General features: G+C 59.2%; 14 protein-coding genes. 4 read left to right on the forward strand and 10 right to left on the reverse strand.

Going from position 1 to position 17,424, the window contains the following annotated elements:
• Positions 1–117 precede the first annotated feature (117 nt).
• Together AC3WW4_RS10510 and AC3WW4_RS10515 are read right to left on the reverse strand one after the other, a co-directional pair.
• Positions 118–939 carry a nidogen-like domain-containing protein gene (locus AC3WW4_RS10510; protein ID WP_488828399.1) on the reverse strand — a complete coding sequence of 274 codons (822 nt, stop codon included), beginning with the start codon at positions 937–939 and terminating at the stop codon, positions 118–120.
• A 446-nt stretch (positions 940–1,385) separates the two neighbouring features.
• Positions 1,386–2,246 (reverse strand): DMT family transporter, encoded by an 861-nt coding sequence (locus tag AC3WW4_RS10515; protein ID WP_488829733.1) that lies wholly within the window; start codon positions 2,244–2,246, stop codon positions 1,386–1,388.
• On the opposite strand from AC3WW4_RS10515, the gene AC3WW4_RS10520 reads away from it, so the two are divergent.
• Entirely contained in the window at positions 2,128–2,451 is a 324-nt protein-coding gene (locus AC3WW4_RS10520; RefSeq protein WP_488829796.1) for a hypothetical protein, read from the forward strand. The two genes, AC3WW4_RS10515 and AC3WW4_RS10520, sit on opposite strands and share 119 nt — an antisense overlap.
• Positions 2,452–2,759: 308 nt before the next feature.
• On the opposite strand, the gene AC3WW4_RS10525 is transcribed toward AC3WW4_RS10520, so the two are convergent.
• The 4 genes from AC3WW4_RS10525 to AC3WW4_RS10540 are packed head-to-tail and all read right to left on the reverse strand — an operon-like array spanning position 2,760 to position 6,463.
• Positions 2,760–3,389 (reverse strand): PIN domain-containing protein, encoded by a 630-nt coding sequence (locus AC3WW4_RS10525; protein WP_058087136.1) that lies wholly within the window; start codon positions 3,387–3,389, stop codon positions 2,760–2,762.
• On the reverse strand, positions 3,364–4,533 hold the full coding sequence (locus tag AC3WW4_RS10530; protein WP_058087137.1) for an XRE family transcriptional regulator: 1,170 nt from the start codon (positions 4,531–4,533) through the stop codon (positions 3,364–3,366). Before AC3WW4_RS10530 ends, AC3WW4_RS10525 begins: the two co-directional genes overlap by 26 nt.
• On the reverse strand, positions 4,530–5,876 hold the full coding sequence (locus AC3WW4_RS10535) for a 7-cyano-7-deazaguanine synthase (protein ID WP_058087160.1): 1,347 nt from the start codon (positions 5,874–5,876) through the stop codon (positions 4,530–4,532). The genes AC3WW4_RS10530 and AC3WW4_RS10535 overlap by 4 nt, the downstream gene beginning before the upstream one ends.
• Before the next feature lie 20 nt (positions 5,877–5,896).
• The gene (locus AC3WW4_RS10540) at positions 5,897–6,463 is read right to left on the reverse strand and encodes a hypothetical protein (protein WP_058087138.1); all 567 of its coding nucleotides are present in this window, start codon (positions 6,461–6,463) and stop codon (positions 5,897–5,899) included.
• A 300-nt stretch (positions 6,464–6,763) separates the two neighbouring features.
• Here AC3WW4_RS10540 and AC3WW4_RS10545 point away from each other — a divergent pair, with 300 nt between their 5' ends.
• A complete protein-coding gene (locus tag AC3WW4_RS10545; RefSeq protein ID WP_488828401.1) occupies positions 6,764–8,146 on the forward strand; it encodes a serine/threonine-protein kinase in 1,383 nt (460 codons plus the stop codon).
• 264 nt (positions 8,147–8,410) lie between these two features.
• Here the strand turns inward: AC3WW4_RS10545 and AC3WW4_RS10550 are convergent, their stop codons facing one another.
• Both AC3WW4_RS10550 and AC3WW4_RS10555 read right to left on the reverse strand, forming a co-directional pair.
• A complete protein-coding gene (locus AC3WW4_RS10550; RefSeq protein ID WP_058087140.1) occupies positions 8,411–8,689 on the reverse strand; it encodes a hypothetical protein in 279 nt (92 codons plus the stop codon).
• Positions 8,686–9,732 carry a PRTRC system protein D gene (locus AC3WW4_RS10555; protein WP_488829734.1) on the reverse strand — a complete coding sequence of 349 codons (1,047 nt, stop codon included), beginning with the start codon at positions 9,730–9,732 and terminating at the stop codon, positions 8,686–8,688. Before AC3WW4_RS10555 ends, AC3WW4_RS10550 begins: the two co-directional genes overlap by 4 nt.
• Positions 9,733–10,014: 282 nt before the next feature.
• On the opposite strand from AC3WW4_RS10555, the gene AC3WW4_RS10560 reads away from it, so the two are divergent.
• A complete protein-coding gene (locus tag AC3WW4_RS10560) occupies positions 10,015–11,211 on the forward strand; it encodes a phage integrase N-terminal domain-containing protein (protein ID WP_109036504.1) in 1,197 nt (398 codons plus the stop codon).
• 61 nt (positions 11,212–11,272) lie between these two features.
• On the opposite strand, the gene AC3WW4_RS10565 is transcribed toward AC3WW4_RS10560, so the two are convergent.
• Positions 11,273–13,324, reverse strand: a complete 2,052-nt coding sequence (locus tag AC3WW4_RS10565; RefSeq protein ID WP_288486484.1) for a ParB/RepB/Spo0J family partition protein — start codon at positions 13,322–13,324, stop codon at positions 11,273–11,275.
• A 279-nt stretch (positions 13,325–13,603) separates the two neighbouring features.
• On the opposite strand from AC3WW4_RS10565, the gene AC3WW4_RS10570 reads away from it, so the two are divergent.
• Positions 13,604–17,017, forward strand: coding sequence for a DEAD/DEAH box helicase (locus AC3WW4_RS10570; RefSeq protein ID WP_288486486.1), 3,414 nt, complete (start codon positions 13,604–13,606; stop codon positions 17,015–17,017).
• On the opposite strand, the gene AC3WW4_RS10575 is transcribed toward AC3WW4_RS10570, so the two are convergent.
• Positions 16,970–17,422 carry a hypothetical protein gene (locus AC3WW4_RS10575; protein ID WP_159098917.1) on the reverse strand — a complete coding sequence of 151 codons (453 nt, stop codon included), beginning with the start codon at positions 17,420–17,422 and terminating at the stop codon, positions 16,970–16,972. The genes AC3WW4_RS10570 and AC3WW4_RS10575 overlap by 48 nt on opposite strands.
• Positions 17,423–17,424 lie beyond the last annotated feature (2 nt).

Here is a 17,424-nt window from a genome sequence, read left to right on the forward strand (position 1 = left end):
CCCCACTTTTTAGGCACCTTGATCTACACTTTGATCTCAAAAAGGCGATGAAATCCGCACTGAAATTAAAACAAAAACGGCGACCAAAAGGTCGCCGTTTTTTTCTTACCGCACTATTCAGGCCGTCTTACGACGCCGAGTCGCCACCAATGCCATGATGCCAATGCCTACCAAGGCAAGAGACGCCGGCTCGGGAATGGGGTTGGGGTCGACCACCACGCCGTTGCGCACTTGAAAATTGTATTGACCCAAGACCGTTGAGTTGAGTGACCCGTTGATCAGTGCATTGGGGCCGCCATCAACCAGCGCACCATTGATCAATGAACCTTGCAGGGTATTGTTGGATGTAGGGCTCGTCCAGTATCCAACCAGCGCGGAGACACCGCCCAAACCACCGGCTGGCGCATTGCTTGCAGTGCCAGCCTCCCACACAATTTTGTCGTAATTGAATTGAATATCAAAATCACCCACACTGATATCAGAGCGATCCGTCAGAATCATCTGGAAACTATTGAAAATAGATTGCCCAGAATATACGCCGACATTGATATAGTTGACCCCGAACACATTATATCCACCCAATGTTCCGCTTCCATACGTCACTGGACTGGACCCCGCACCACGGGTGTCAACGTCGGCAAAAAATGGAGCGATAATTGGCCCGAATGCACCGTTAGTGATCGCAGATGGAGTGTAGGTCGACAGCGGATTATTGAATGTGATGTTGCCGTTGTTGTTGACGAATGTCTGGGTGTAATTGATTGCGTTGATATTGGCAGTGAAGCCAATATTAACCGGGCCAGTAGACCCATCATCGTTCGCTGGAAGAGTGTTTGTCGCGAACAGAGCAGCGTTATGGATCGCGCCTGCGTGAGCGACGCCTGCCACCATAGCAAATGCGAGCGTCAGCACTTTGGTCATTCTTTTCAACGTGTACATCACTTGAGTCCCTGAGAGGTCGGTAATTTGGCGAAGCGACTAATTTTTCATTCGTTTCATCTGAAACGAAGCTTGCCACCGCCACAAAGCATAAAACATGCCACATCGCGCTCATCATGCTAAATAGCAATGTTTTCAATGACTTAGGCTACGCAAAACGTACAGGCCCAGGCTTTGAAAGCCAGTGTTTTTTGCCTGATGTAAGTTTTCCCGACATCTGAAAAGAACTGAAGACGCGCTGTTTGCCGTGGAGGCGGTGACCCCGCCGCTCGACCACGTACCGCATTCTCACCGTCGACTGGAACAACCCCAGCGCATCGACGTCTCCGGCGACTTCTATCGCACTGTGAGTGTGGGCGACACCTTGCTGCTATCGCAACGTCAGGGTTAGCTGAACTTCCGCTGGGTGGCGCAAATTCACAAGGCGCCCAACCCGACACCTGCGCTCACCGAGCCCTGAACCAAGACTTCAAACTCAGTTTGCCAGGCGGCAACGCGCCGAGCACCGCACCAATGGAGACCACCACGATGCCGACCACCGCAATGGTTCCCAGTTGCTCGCCCAGAATCATCAGCCCGCCCACGGCCGATACCGCGGGCACCAGGGCCAGCATCAAGGATGCCTCGCTCGCACCGATTTTCTGAACCGCGTAGCTGTACAGGCCTGCCCCCAGAAACGCGATCACGACGCCTTGATACACCGCTTGCAAGGTGATGGCGCCCCATGTGGCGCTGCTCATTTGGCTCGGCAAGCACCAAACATAGACCGGCAGATAGACCACGGCCGAAAACAAGGCGATACCGAGCACACTCAGTTGCGGACGAATCTGCCATCGCCTCACGAGCAGGCCGAAAATCGCCCAGGTCAGCGCAGCGGCCAGGAACAACAGATCGCCAATCCACTCGTTTCCACCCCGCTTGACAGAGAGGCTCTCGTAACCGATCAACAGCAGCCCACTGGTCGACAGCAACAGAGCCACCACGGTCTGCCGCGGAATTCGAAACCCGGTCATGAACGCCATGATGACGATGGTCCAGAAACCGATCCCGCCGTTCACGAACACCCCAGCGTGCGAGACCGGGGCATAGGCAAAACCTGTGTAAGCGAGCGTGCAGTAGCCCACCCCACCAAACAAGGCGAGAACCGCATGTTTGAGCCAGTCTTGCCGAGGCACATGGCGCAGGAACATGGGCAGCGCGATGGCACCTGACACCGCAAAGCGGATGGCAGCAATGTCAAACGGTGTGAACGCGGCGGTCGCACCAAAGCGCGACACGATGTTGAAACCCGACCAGAAGAACACCACAGCAAAGGCCGCCAACAGGCCTTTGCCCACGTCCGATGCGGCAGCGTTTGGCGAGCTCAATGGAAATCCATTCAAGGTGGTGTCCGTTCAAAGCAAATGCCCTGCTCCGTCAAAGACACAGCAGGGCATTTGCGACTCAGTCTTGATCAAACCGAGCTTGATTTATTCCCACTCGATCATTTCCGGCACCTTGAGAGCCGCATGAACACTAGGTTTTTGAAGTTCCAAGATTTCTTTCTACCGTCATTTTTACCGACGCTGGAAGGTGGTGATTGCAACGATGGTTGCCGGTCAAACGACAGCCATAACGCGGTTTCTAGTGTACACGGCGAGCCTGAAAACTGTGGGGGACAGGAACACCCCTCGGGTTGCAGCTTCCAGCACGTCGGGCATGAGAACCTAGCGGTTGGGGTGCCGCCTTGAGCCGCGCCAGTCTACAGAAAGAGTCAACATGCCCAGATGATCCTCGGCCACCCACTGCTCGGCGTGCGCATCTGGCAAAGTAGACGCAGTTCATTGGGCGGTGGTCACACGGACTCGCTTTGCAAGCCGCCTCAGGCTTGGGCATAAGGGGACGTTTGCAGGACCTATTTGCGCGACGACCCAATCAAAGTGTGGTTCCCATACCTGCATCCGCGCTAGGCGTAGCGCATCAAGAACTGTTTTAGACAGCCGCTCTTTGCCCAGCACCAGCCCTACAGGCGCATACGCGAGGATGTCGACCGTCGTTGCAATTGTCAGAGAACCGAAACTCTCACCAGCCACTCGCCTGGCCTTTTTTTCGTCGATTGCCGCGACCAGTCCATTGCGGTGAGCGAACGCCAGAGTGGCGGCCTCTCCGTCCCCAAGCGAGTCGGACGTTGAGCCCGACACAATAGAGATGAAGCTTTCGAGCGCTTCATTGTCCAACTCCACGACATCCAGTTTCCCGCTGTCGATGAGCTCAACGAGCTTCGCCGACTCCCCGTGACCATTCTCTGCACCCCCTTTGATTTCGCCGATCACGGTTTCGGTGACACAGGTGAGGCCCGGTAATGCCTGCAAAATCGCTTCTGCATGGCCGGTGGCCAGCAAGTTGATGATGATGCTGGAGTCGAGAACGAGAGTGGGCGATTGCTCAGTTAGGCAGCTTGAAAAGGTCATCTACCTCATCCTCTTGAGCCTCATCGAGTAGTTCTCGCACCATCTCACGGCTTAGCTTGAGCAAGTCCGACATCTGCCCCTCACTGAGCAGATCCCTCTTCCAAGCCTCGATGGCCAAGAGGTACAACCGCGACGATTGCTGTGGTTGGACAGCTGGGAACTCATTGCCATCCTCCCCTAGCACTTGGCGGACTTGCTCGTCGGTGATCCCGCCGTTGTCTTGGAACCAATCCCACGTTCCCTTTTTCGTTAGTCCAAGTTCTTCCAGCCTCATGACCATGGCCTGGCGCGACACGCTGAAGAAATTGGCCAGCAAGATGATGTGCCGACGCGTCAGGTGCGACGACCCAATCGTCACCTCCTTGAACTTCTCCATGACCGTTCTCGTTGGAGTCATAAATGCCCGCGCAAACGCATTGGCATATCGCTCCTCTCGCGAATTGTCGTACATCTCGTCCTGATAAATCTCAGGTCTGCGGCGAGTGGCAATAAAGTGCCCCAACTCATGGCTCCCTGTCTGATTGCGCCTATCTCGGCGGTGGGTCGAGTTGATGAGCATGCAGGCACCCACAGCATCGTCATAGGCGAACAACCCAGACACCTTGCCGTCAAGCTTGCGCGTGTACACCCTGATGCCTAATTGCAACTCCAAGATGACGTATAGGTCACGGATAGGTCCATCCCCCAACCCGAGCCAGTTACGCAGGTTGAGTGCATCCTGTTCGGCCTGTTGGCGCACATCTCCGGCCAGGATGCTCTTTTCGGCGGGATAGTTGTAGGTCTTTTGAACACCAAGAATGTTCTCAAGCTCGACCTCCGCCTTGACCAAGTCGTTGAGCAACCTTGCTGCCGTATCTATACATGGTTCGCCAGTTTCAGCGAGTGTGCGAAACCGAGGTACGAGGTCCACATGGACAGACTCACGACGCAGGATTGAATTGACGGACACGCCGTAGGACCTGCACAGGTCCTGCAGCTCCATGAGCTTGGCAGCGCGGTGCCCCTTCTCGATGGCCACCAACGTGGTTCTTGAAAGTCCGGCAGCCTTCGCAGCCACGTCTTGCGTCAGGTTAGCGGTCTCCCGCGCGCTTCTAAGTCGCTCGCCGAGCTCAAATTGGCTCAGTTCATAGTTCTCTTTAGTCATGATGCACTACTACGTATCCACTGCCTCACGAAAGACCTCGGTCCAAGGTCCTTCGTGAAGGCTGACCATTCCTTGGCGTGTTGCCGCAGGAGCCGGTCAAGCTTTTGCGACACGCTGACGGGGCTCTCCCCGAGGGACTCAGCCAGTTCAAAATTGCTTAGTCGTCTGGTCAGTTGGTAGTCAGACCTACTTTGAAGCCCTGCTAAGTGCTCGAAGTGGAGAACCCCGGCAACTGAGTACTGGCGCAAGGCGTTGGTAAAAAGGTCAAAGTCCTTGGACGCCCCCGCTTCCCAGGTCTTGGTGCTTAAGGACTCCCATACGTAGACATCCGTTGCCTCTTTCAGACCTGCCGCATGGACGCTCAGGCGCCGCAGTATGCATGCAGCGCAGATCCCGCATTGCCGCCTTGTTCCATTAAATCCAATTTGGCGCGAGGTTTGCCAACAAGAACGGGTCTTGTTCCACTTGGAGCCGCCTTCGCAGTTTTCGACGAACTCCCTCAAGGTCTCGCCTTTGGTCATCCACAGGCGCGGGAACTTGTACTTGAAACGGTAGCCCAGCAAGGCATACACGAAGCGCTCCATCCTGGCAGTGAAGGCCGGATGATTTCGATAGTCTTCGTAGCCATGTCCCACGGGCAGCAGGACAGGAGCAAGCGCGCCTTGCCCGCTCTCAGGAATGATGGCCACAGGCACGTCAATCAGGTACCCAGCCATTGCAGAAATCAGGCTGAACTTGAATCCTCTACTGCGCGCGCTGCTCTCACCATCCTTCTTCGCGATTTTCACTTTGTAGGGAACCGCATGAAAGGGCATCTCTTTTCGTTCTTGCCTTGAGATGTCGCGCTCGCTGGTGCCGATGCGCACACGCACTACCCGCCCGTTGAGCTTCTTGCCTTCGAGCGCCGCCACTGCTTGCGAATCCATGCCGTCGCTGTACGCCATGACGGCCTCCGCGTTCATCGGAAACTTCATCGTCTCCTGCGCTGGAGGAGGCACCGGGACCTTCCGCGTACGAAATACGATTTGCCAGTCGTCGCCAGTCAGCAGGTTCAATGCCTCCGTCAGCGCCCCGTGAGCGGCCTTGTCCGTCCACTTGTGAACATCGTGCACAGGCACATGGAGAATGAACTTACGGCCCCAGTTCATGGAACTGCGCACCAGGGTGCGGTCGCAGAACTCCACGGCGGCAGCGACCAGAAAAGCGTCATAGATGACTGGATCCCATCGATGGGTCGAGAAAGACTCTAGCGCCTCCGTTTCGAACCTGATGTCCCTGCCAATTCGACAAGGAACGGCGCCTCGCTTGCAAGCACTATCTTCTTCGAAGACATCGACGGTCATCTCTTTGGGCTCATAGATGGTCACAGTCGCACCCCTTCGTCCAGTCCGGTGCTTCTGGTCGTTGGCCGGATCCTGGTGGTACGTGCTTCGACAAGGATGTTACCCAGCGAACCAATCGACAACGAGTCGATAGCCTCTTGAAAGCGACGAACTACCTTGTTAGCCCTGAACTCGCTCGTCTTTTCGAGGTAGTGCTCGTGAAAGGCCCTCAAGTTGGCTTGACCGCGCATCTTCGCGGCCACGCCAATTGCAATGTTGAAGCTCTCGGGCTCTAACTTGCCCTCGCTGACTAGCATCTGGCTGCACTTGACAGCGTTTTGCCCAAAGACCGACCCAGCAGCGAGAGAACGAGCGAGGTTCAACTGGTACATCGCAATTTCTGGAGAGCCCAGAGAATTGCCCTCGCAATCGAAGACACGCTTGATGGCCTTAAGCAAGGCACCAGACACCTCATTGAAGTCGCTTACGAGTGCGCTGGTGGCTGCATGAGTGACCTCCGCTTGTGCGTATGCAGCGTTGTCGCAAAGCTTAGCCAACTGTCGCCATGGCTTCCTAAGGCCAAGGCTTCTGTGCGGTCCGTCACTCATTGGATGCCCTCCATTTGTCAAAGTTTATGTTTTTTTTCTAGACTTTGTCAAATGATTCGTTTGACTGAATACAAACCCGGGCTACCAAGGCATAGTCAGGGACACCTTTTGCAGGCGGTGCCCATCGATACATGAACTCGACCTCCCTTTGCTCGGGGCTAGCCTGCACTGCAGGCTATCGAGTTTTATTGGAAAGCCACATGGGCACCTCATCGGCCACTTGCAAACGACGAGATGCGCCTAAGCTAAGGGGCTGACGGGAGGGGTTCCCGGGCCATACGTGCTGAGGGAGGCGATGACATGTCAAGTGCAGGTTCTGTTGTAGACGGCAAATACAAGGTTACGGGGCTGTGTAGTTCTGCTGGAGGCATGGGCACGGTCCTGTTCGTCAGTCCACTCGCCTTGCCTGACACGCGGCTCGTTCTCAAATATTGCAACCACACCGACGACGACACGAAGAATCGATTTCGACGTGAAGTCCGGGTTATGCAGAGCTTCAACGGAAGCCCCTACGTTGCCCCAGTCCTGGATGCGAACCTAGAACACTCGCCGCCCTACTTTGTCATGCCGTTCTTCGAACATGGTGATCTGATGAATCAGGCTGCGCACCTTCGACAAGACCTGGCGGTGGCGGAGCAATACCTAAATAGGATGATCGACTGCATCGAGCAACTACACAGCAAGAACGTCTACCATCGAGACATCAAGCCCCAGAATTTCCTCGTAGGGAACGGCACCTTGGTGGTGTCCGATCTGGGCTTGTGCGTACAACCGAACTCGGCTACTGCGTTCACCCGCACATCCGTATATGGCGGCACACCCGGATACATGCCACCGGAGTTCTTCGCGGGAGGATTCCGCCATGCAGATGCCTCAGATGACATCTACATGTTAGGCAAGACGTTTTTTGTACTGCTCAGCGGCTTAGACACACCAGACTTGACGCCGGGGCTCCTTCCGCCCCCGCTTTTTGTGGTCATTGAGCGCGCCTGCGCCCCGGACAAAGCACGCCGCTACCCATCGCTTTCCGCCTTGCGCCAAAGTCTAACTCTGGCCTTTAGCGTAATCCTTGGGCGAGCCAATGGCTCCGGCGGAGTGTTGGGAACACAGCAGGCAATCATCGATCGATGGCAGTCCACGAACCAAACTGACTTACTTGAACTGGGGCAGTTCATTGACGAGTTGGCCATGCTCTCACCCAGCGAACGCCACCGGGTATGCATAGACATGCCCTCCGACTTGTTCTATGCGATTGCCGAAGCGCCGTTACCCCCTGGACGGTTGGCAAGCTTCATTCAGGGCTATCTTGAAATGTCGCAGCACGCAGAGTACGGTTGGAGCTTTGCCGAAACAGTCGCCGACAACATGTCCATCTTGTTTCACTCTCAGCATGTCTTTGAGTCAGACAAGGCAGACGCGCTGAAAGCCGCAATCATCGCCGCCGATCGGCAGAATCGCTTCGCTGCCATGGACACCTGCAAGGCCATGATTGCTTCGGTCCAGGACAGCGGTCTTGCTCACCGAGTGTATGAACTCATGTTGGAGCATCCCAGCTACTTCATGGAAAAAATGGACCCCTTGACTTGCCGATCCCCTGCTGTGCGGCAAGCCATCGCGATCCTCAAGGCCAATGCCGAAGCGGTCCAGCAGCAATCAACGATGGGCAACCCCTTCCCCTCGTAAAACATTTTTGATCGGCATAAAGCGATCAGATCAGCGGCAACACGACTAGATCCGTCTATTGATCGCTTGCTAAGCGTCCATATCCGTTGATAGGTTCGACGAGGTATGTGGCTACCTTCAGCAGCGGATCAGCAAGACAAGTCTGGCCAAGCTGAACACCAGCAAAGGCAGACCTTCATTTTCAAGCTACGCCGACCACCTCAGGAAGAACGCCTGACGCGCTGCGTGCCACCCATCGGAGAAACCTCTTCGACAGCTTTCTGATCAGTCCGCGATGGACGGCCCGAACAAATCGTTGGTGATCTGTTCCCCGCGACCTACCTCCTCCCCTTGCTGATCACCGCCTGAGCGAGACGCCACGATGGAAACGATGTGCCCGCTCTGAATGAGCAAGCCATCGTATGCAAGCACCCTCAGTCGATTGATCCTCTTGGTGCCCTTGGGGAACTGGATCAGATCGTCGTACAGCCTGGGGTGATCGGCACGCGCCAATTCAAACACCAGCCGTATCGGTTCCCCACTGACCTTGGCGTTGGCATTCATGGCTTGCTCCCCGACGGCGTCGCACCTTGATCAGCCCGTGGCGCGGCCATCACCGTTCGCGCATAGTTCTGCCCTGCCAGTTGAAAGCCCCGCACATTGGCAAACATGGGTTCCTTGACCTCATGGATCTTGTGATTCGGGAACGCAGCCTTCACCGCCTTCTTGAACAGGAAGGCACCGCCGCCAACCAGGATGATGTTCTGCAAGCTATGTGGCGATTCAATGTACTGCTTCATCGCCGACACAGCCTGCTGCGCCACCGCCTCAGCCATGGGCATGAACCTGGTGATGTCGTAGGACTTCTGAAAAATCACAGGCTGCTTGCCCGTTCGCAAGGCCAGATCGATGGCGTCGAGGTCGCGATAGGGGCTGCCGATGTCCTTGCTGATTTCGGCCGCGATCAGGCGCAGCACATCCGACATGCCACGGTTGAACGAATGGCTTTGCTTTTGCACCTGCCTCATGCCCCTGGCCACCAACCAGTCGAAGGTTCGTGAGCCTGGGTCGATGATCAAGCTCTGCTCATTGCCGATGGTGGCCATCTTCTTGTGCACCGATGCGTAATGAGCCAACGCCCCTTGAGGCTGCGCCACAGCGAGTGCCTTGACGACAGTCACCGTCTTGCCACCCCCAACTTCATGCGTTCCCGTCATCGCTTTCTCCAGCGCCGCCTTCTTGAGGTGCAACAAGGCCACGGGCAGGCCCACCACCAGGAGGTCGATGCGACTTTGCTTCATCAGATGCAAGGCGCCTCGGAGCAAGGCCATGTACTCGGGCGTGTCGGTGTACTCGTCGTGCAATTGGGTTGCACGCACGGAATCGGCCACCAGGTGGACATCGGGCCCGACCTCGTAGAACAAGTGTCCAATGGGGATGGACACGGTTTTGCGCCGCTCGGATGCCGACCAGGCCTGAGTCTCGCTGGCGCTCGGGTAGGCAATGGAAGGAAAGCTGGCGCAGCGGATCTCGGTGCCCTCCGTGCCAACGACGTATTTGGTGTTGCCTGATCCGACATCCACCGCTCTGACGATCAAAACCGGCATCACCAACCCCATGGCTGCAGAAATGCACAACTGGGACGGATCACCCGTTTCGTTTTTAAGAAAGACCGAGTTGGCCGGTGTCGATGCATCACTGCAGGCACACCGACCGACAAACCTTTGGGTAGGCGCCGCACCCGTCGTGGTTGCGTGCGGCGCTGAATGCTTGACCACGAACCGATGGGGCGACGGAATCCGCACCATTGGCGATCTCCATGGGATTCCACCTTCACTCACGACCAACCCGCTGTTCGGGCGGCGGGCCCTTGACCATGGGCACACATCATGTCTGACTCATCCCCCCCTCGATCCACAACGCTCAGATCACCACGGCGCCGGGTTCAGGAAGCATCCAGCCCGGGGCGCTCAAGCCAGCACCAACCCGCACGCCGTCAAAGCTGGGCGGGCAAGTCGCCCCAGGACATCCTGGCCCACTACCCCACGGGCAAGACGCCACCGCTCAAGGTGCTGGAGGTGTTGATCGAACTGTTTAACACCCTGCACACCTCGATGGCCAAAACCGTCTCACACAAAACACGGCAGGAGCGCGCCCAATTCCTGCGCCGATTCTTTCGGGACTTGAAGACCAAGGCCGGGTTCAAGACGGTGCCTGACCCGCGCAACCTGGGGCAAAAGCACATCCGGGCCATGGTGCAGGTCTGGCAGCAAGAGCACCTGGCCCCGGCGACGATCCAGACCTACCTGAGCTTTCTGCGTGGGCTGGCCATGTGGATGGGCAAGCATGGCTTCGTGCGATCACCAGACCACTACGGCTTGAGCGTTGACGAATACCAGCGCCATGAGTACGCCAGCCGGGACAAGGGGTGGTCGGCACAAGGGGTGGACATCGACACTGTGATTGCCCAGGTCTGTGAGCACGACCGCTTTGTGGGGGCCTCGTTGCGGCTGATCCGCGCCATGGGACTGCGGCGCAAGGAATCGGTGCTGTTTCGGCCATTTGAGAGCATCGTGCCCTTCGAGTCCACGGGCCTTCCGCCCGTGGACAAGTCGGCAGATCGATACGCCAGGATCAAAGGCAAGGGAGGCCGGGTGCGTCACATTCCACTGGACAGCCCTGAGCGACTTGCCGCCGTGGCATTCGCGCAGGGCGTGGTCAGCAGCCAGGATGCCCACATGGGCAACCCTGCCCATGACCTTCGCAAGAACCTCAGGCACTTTGACTACGTGTTGACCAAGTTCGGCATCACCGTGCGAGAACGGGGGGTGACCGCACATGGCCTGCGCCATGAGGTGCTGATCTCTCACTATGAGGCCCTGGCCGGGACCGCGCCCCCGGTGCGCGGCGGGCAGATGGTGCCACCGGAGCTGGACCGTCAGGCCAGACAATCCGTGTCCCGTTTGGCCGGGCATGCGCGCATACGTGCTTCGGGGGCCTACCTTGGTGCGGTGCGGGTGCAGCGCCATCCAGGATCACTGGATGTGGATGGCAAGACCGAAGCGCCGCCAGAGGGGTCGTCTTGACAAACGCCAACGGCGCAGAGCCCTTGTCTGCGCCGGGTTTGGGGGAAAAGCTCTGTGAGCCTCAGGCCGCTGACTCCGCGAGTTCATCGGCCTCAGAATGGGAATCGTCCAGACTGGCCGTCCCGACTTCGCCTGTCGCCGCAACCGAGGCAGCTTGGCCCCTCAGGCATCGCGGCAACCAGCCGGAGCCCGCCAAGGCCAACTCAGCGGCTACCACGGCGGCATCCTTCTTCATACCGGCCAGCGGCGCTGCCACGTTGATGTCCCTCGCCTCGGTGACCACCTCCACCACGCGGCTCTTGGACACATGGTTCAGGTAGGAAGGGCCGTTGGCTGTCCACCAGCGGCGCATGTCCAGGCCCAAGGCCTGTGCCAGCACGTCGGTGCGTTGGGTCGGTGACTCCACGCCCTGAATGCCTGTGACTGAGCACGCCACCGCCACGGTTAGCAGTTGGAGCACTGTGGCTTGGTCTTGCGCCAGCAACCACGGGAACACGGCATCCAGATCTTGGGGCAGCTTCTGCGCCCAGGCGCTGCGCTCGGCCTCCATGCGCAGCCATGCCGGGCTGGCCTCGATGTCATCGGCAGCAGATTGCAGCGCAGACTGGCTGTCCGTGACCGAGACATCCAGCACCTGTGGCTGCTGGTGGTAGCGGTAGTCGCGGCTCAGGAACAGCTTCTGCGCCAACTGGGCCGTGAGTGCCACCAAGGCCACGTCCGGGCGCGCAATCAATTCGGCCTGCACGGCGGCGACCCGGTGTGCCGTCAGGCGGCGCATCAGCTTGTCAGAGTGAACCGGGCGAACCTTGGCCGATGGGCCAGACAGCATATCCCCTTGCCCACCGCACTCGCCTGTCTGCCCTGTGCCCTGGGTCAGGACATGGGCCACGGCACTGCGGTCCTCCGGACGGATCAGGCCACATTTCACCGTGGCCGCGCCGTTGTGCCCCACGTGGACCACGCACCCGGCCTGCGTCATCAGGTCGGCGGGCCACACGCTCAGTTCATCGTCGATGGCCTTGAGCCGCAATTGCAAGGCTGCTTGCTCGCTTTCAAGCTCCTGGTACACCGCGCCATCATCCTGATCGGCGTCATCGTCGTCCATGTCTTCCAGCGCATCCAGACGCTGTTGAACGGCCTGCATCGCGGCCTCCAGTTCCGCCAGCGCAGTGGCCTCGTGCTCGGTGGGTTCGCGTCGCACTTTGCGCAACTCGACGTGGCCGTTGTACTCGTCACGGTCATAGCGCACTCGAACGTCCACCCACTTCCAGCCCTCGGCACGCACCTGCTTGGCCTTCTTGCTGAGCTTGTCCACGGCCAGCCGCTCCAGCAATGGCGCGTCCAGCAGGTAAGCCTTCTTGTCATCGTCGCTGAACAGGTCGCGGCGTGTGGCCCCACCGGCCTTTTCGTATGCCTTGAGCGTCACGTACTTCGCCACCGGGTCACGGTCGGACTCGATGTCGCCCTGCGTCAGCAACTGACGCAAGTAGTCGGGGCGGCGGTTCCATTGGGGCAAGCCAGCCCAGGCCTGTTCCTGCTTTTCGTGGTCATCGACCGACGCCAGCACCATCAGGCATTCCAGGCTGATGTCATCCGCCCGGAACTCGTCCATCAGCTTGGGCGACACGCTTGCCAGCTTCATGCGGCGCTTGACCACCAAGGGTGTGACGCCAAAGGCCGCTGCCACCGTCTCGACGGACTTGCCCTCGCCCAACAGGCGAGAGAAAGCAAGGTACTCGTCGGCGGCATGCATGGGCACGTGAAAGATGTTCTCGGACAGGCTGGCCATCAGCGCCTTGTCAGCAGGCACGATGAGGATGGGCACAGGGTAGTTGTCGGGGATATCGCCGTTGCTCATCAGCAAGTTCAGCGACTCCAGGCGACGGCCACCGGCGCACACTTCAAACAGGCCACGCGGGCCCTTGATGACGATCAGGTTCTGCAACACGCCGCAGTCCAGGATGGACGCGGCCAACTCGGCGATGCTCATCTTGCTGGTGCTGCCGCCTGGGCGCACCTGATGGTCTGCCGACAGCACCAGCTTGTTCAAGGGGGCTGTGGTGCGGGGGGATGCCGCGATCACGGCATCGATCTCTGCCTTGGTGAATTTCATGAGGGGCTCCTGCACGGTTGAGGGACATGCCTTGTGCGCGTCCATGCATCCAGAATCTCATCCGCCCCTCTGAAATCAAGGTCGTGGACATGGCCGTCCACAGGCCCTCAATCCACTCCACCCATCGATCCACAAGGAACTTTGTGGCCGCAACCCTTCCTTGAAGCGCTGTACCATTTCCACTGTTTCGGTCTGGTTGCCACGCGCGCAGATCACCCACCCTTGATCGGTCAGGACACGCTGTAAGTACGCGCCGATATTCACCGACGAGGTCTTTCGTTGAACGCATCGGCTACCGCTCCGCTTTCTGTCCTGCGCTTCTGGCGTGACCTGGAAGTCTTCAACATCCCCACCGCACCATCGGCCAAGGACAGCAGCGACCAGGTCAAGATCGTCACGCTCAGGCGCGGCGATGTCCTGCCTTGGCAACACCCTCACTTTCAGCCAACACAAGAGCATGGCTACGTCCATGTCGTCTATGTGGGCGTGGCCGACACGGAGGACCTCTCCCGGTTGATGCTGCAATCGGTGTTCCCCGAGGAAGACCTCAGCGAGCGCGAACGCCAGCGCGCAACCGGAAACGGCTGGCTTGCTGCCTTCGTCGCCAACGAAGATGGCCACCCCAAGCTCGACAGCTACCTGCCTGCCAGCTTTGCACACGGGGTCGATGCGCTGTGGCATTCCGAGCCGCTGGAGAACGTCAACGCCCGACTGGCACGTGCCACCGATGAGTTCGGTCAACGACGCCACCACCTTCGGCCCGTCGCCACCGACGCGCAGCAAACACCGACCACTGGCCAGCCGGACACCCCACCAGCGCCAAACCCCTTGACCTGGGGCGATCTGGACGAAGAGTTGCGCGCCGTGTGCAAGCTGCTGGGCCCAGGGGCCGATGCGGCTGGTCTGGACTGGCGTGTGGTGGTTCGGGTGTCACGGGTCAAGCGCCGTTTCCTCGACGACAGCCTCAACGCCGCCATCGACTACCTGAACTCCTTCTACCTGGATGACCTCAACCGCCTGATCACTCAGGGGGGCAAGAACAAGCCTTTTGGCAAAGCCCTGAGCACTTTTCTGGGCGCGCCCATAGCACCCGAACAACGCATCGACATCCTGAACGACCACGCGGCCATGGGTGAACTGGTGAGCGTGGCCCGCTTGCCCAGCGCTCGTTGGCCAGCCTCACCAGAGGCCCCGCTGGTGCTGGCTCAGCAGGCCGCGGTGGCCCAGGTGCTCAGCACCTTGGGACGCGATGGCGGCACGCTGGGCATCAACGGCCCACCGGGCACGGGCAAGACCACCTTGCTGTGCGACGTGATCGCCGAGGTGGTCACAGAGCGCGCACGCAAGATCGCCGCGCTCAGCCGCCCCATCGAGCTGTTCGAAGACAGCGTGAGCGTGGCGGGCAGGAATTTCTTCCCCCTCAAGGCCAAGGTGGTGGGCGGCTCGTCCATCGTTGTGACCAGCACCAACAACAACGCGGTCAAGAACATCACGCAAGAGCTGCCTGCACGCGAGAAGGTGCACAGCGACTTTGCCTCGGCCACCTACTTTGACGAGGTGATCCGAGAGGTGTTCGCGGCCCAGAAGGTGGTGGACGACGACAAGCAACCCATCGACTGCTGGGGCCTGGTGGCTGCCGCATTGGGCAACGCCGGGAACCGCCGATCTTTCGCCCGGGGATTTTTTCGGGACGAAGCGCGTCAGGCACCCAACACCGAGACGTCATCGCCCGGCAATGCACAAGTAGACGATGCCCCAGGTGCGGCCGCTCAAGCTAGCACGCCTGCGCCCGCCGATCCGTTGCCACCGTCGATCAAACAACTGCTGGAAGCGGCCAGCAACGACTACACGCGCTATCAGGGCGAATGGCATGCGGCCAAGAAGTCCTTCCTGGCGCTGCTGGATGACTTCGATGCCCGCCGTGGCGTCTTGCTTCAAGCTGAAAAAGCGGCTCAGCGGATCGATGCCTGCCAACTGCGGGTCAATGCCCAGCGTGATGCCGTGCAGGCCCTGGCCGAAGCCATCGACCAAGCCAGCCGCCACCTCAAACAGCTTCAGGACAACAAGGCCATCCAGCATGCCTTGGTCGATTCCCGCCGGGCCACGCTCGACCAGGCGCGTTCACAATGCCTGCCCAAGCTGTGGGACAAGCTGTGCGCTTTGTTTGGGCAGGACACCGAACGCATGAAGACGCTGCGCGCCACGCTGGTCGAGCCCACGCTGGCCTTCGCACAATCCACCGAAGCGCTGGCCCAACTGGCGCAGGATGGCGCCATGGCCGAGGCACGGCTTGAGCAACAGCGCGAGGCGCACCGCACCCAGGTCTTGACACTACAGGGTTCCGAGCGCGAACTGCAAGGCCACCAACGTGCGCTGAAAGCCGGACACGACGCCGGGGCGCGGCACTTCCCCAACGCCAGTTTCTGGCAACTGCCCGCCGATCAGCGCCATCGCGCGTCGGTGGCGGTCAGCCCCGCGCTGGACGCACTGCGGGCTCGCATCTTCCTGCAAGCCATGGAGCTGCACCGACTGACAGTGCTGGCCAACGCAGGCAAGTTCATCGGCAACCTGCGCGCCGTCAACGGCATGCTCACCGGTTCGCTGAAAGACAAGCTGTCCTTGGAGCAGCGCCCCCTGTTGTGGGACGCCTTCTTCTTCATCGTGCCGGTGGTCTCGACCACCCTCGCCTCCTTCGACCGCCTGTTCGCTGGCATGGGTCAGGACAGCCTGGGCTGGCTGCTGATCGATGAGGCAGGACAAGCCACCCCGCAATCTGCAGCAGGTGCCATCTGGCGCAGTCAGCGGGCAGTGCTCGTGGGCGATCCCTTGCAGATCGAACCCGTGTTCACCGTGCCCCTGATGCTGGTCGAAGAGTTCCGCCGCCGCCACGCCGTGGACCCCTTGTGGTCACCCAATGACGAATCGGTTCAGACCCTGGCCGACCGTGTCACCCGGCATGGCTCCTGGGTCGCATCCCAAGTCACGGGCACCGTCGTAGATTCGGAGAAGGCTCAGCCCATTTGGACAGGCATGCCCTTGCGCACGCACCGTCGCTGCGACGATCCCATGTTCAACGTGGCCAACCGCATCGCCTACGCCGAACAGATGGTGCATGGCCGTGTGGACGATCAAGGCCAGCCTGAGAAAACGAAGTTCACCTGCGTGCTTGGTGACAGCGCCTGGCTGGACGTTCGCGCCACCCGCGCCAGCCATCCGGTCGTCGAAGACGAACTCCATGTCCTGGTGAACTGCCTGCGCCAACTTCAACAGCAACCGGCGTTCACACCTGCCAGGAAGGCCGGAGGCAAGGACAAGGCCGCCAAGGTGTTCGTGATCTCGCCGTTTCGCAAGGTCAAGAACGCCTGCATCAAGCGGATCAAGGATGCAGGGTTGGGCCAGATCGAATGCGGAACCGTGCACACCTTCCAGGGCAAGGAAGCAGAAATCGTGTTCCTGGTGCTGGGCACGGCCCCTGGTCAGGCCGGGTCAGGAGCGCGTGCCTGGGCCTCGGGCAAGCCCAACCTGCTGAACGTGGCCATCACGCGGGCCAAGCATCGCCTGTATGTGATCGGGGATGCCTCGCAATGGGGTGGACTCAACCACTTTGACCAATTGGCCGAAGACATGCCTGCCCGACAAACCCCATCAACGCCCCGGTCGTTTGACGCCATTGCTCATGAAGCCCGCCTCTAGATGTTCAAAGCGTGTCCATGTGTCTTTCTTGAGGAAGGACACCGTCGCATCGTCATCCAGCCCTTGGCGAAAATTCATTTCCTCCTGAATGATCGCATCGGCAATGGCGATGCACCACTCAGGCGCGTACTGGGTTTCGTCTAGAAGAACGTTGTCTTGGCGCCCGGAATTCACCGCCAAGCAGGCTTTGTCCCACCAACGAATCACCCTGAGCAGCTCGTCCTTCAGACCAGGCTTCTCTGGGAGTTTCCCAGCTATGCACGATGTGCTGAGGGCATCAATGGCTGAGCGACGAGCGAGTTGCTTCAGCCGGTCCTCCTCATGATGCGCTTCACACAAGCCTCCCAGGAACGGAGCCTCCTCACAGCCCCATCGTCTGCAGGTCAGCGTTTTCTTTCTTCCCACGT

The organism is Aquabacterium sp. TM01, from assembly GCF_057808345.1.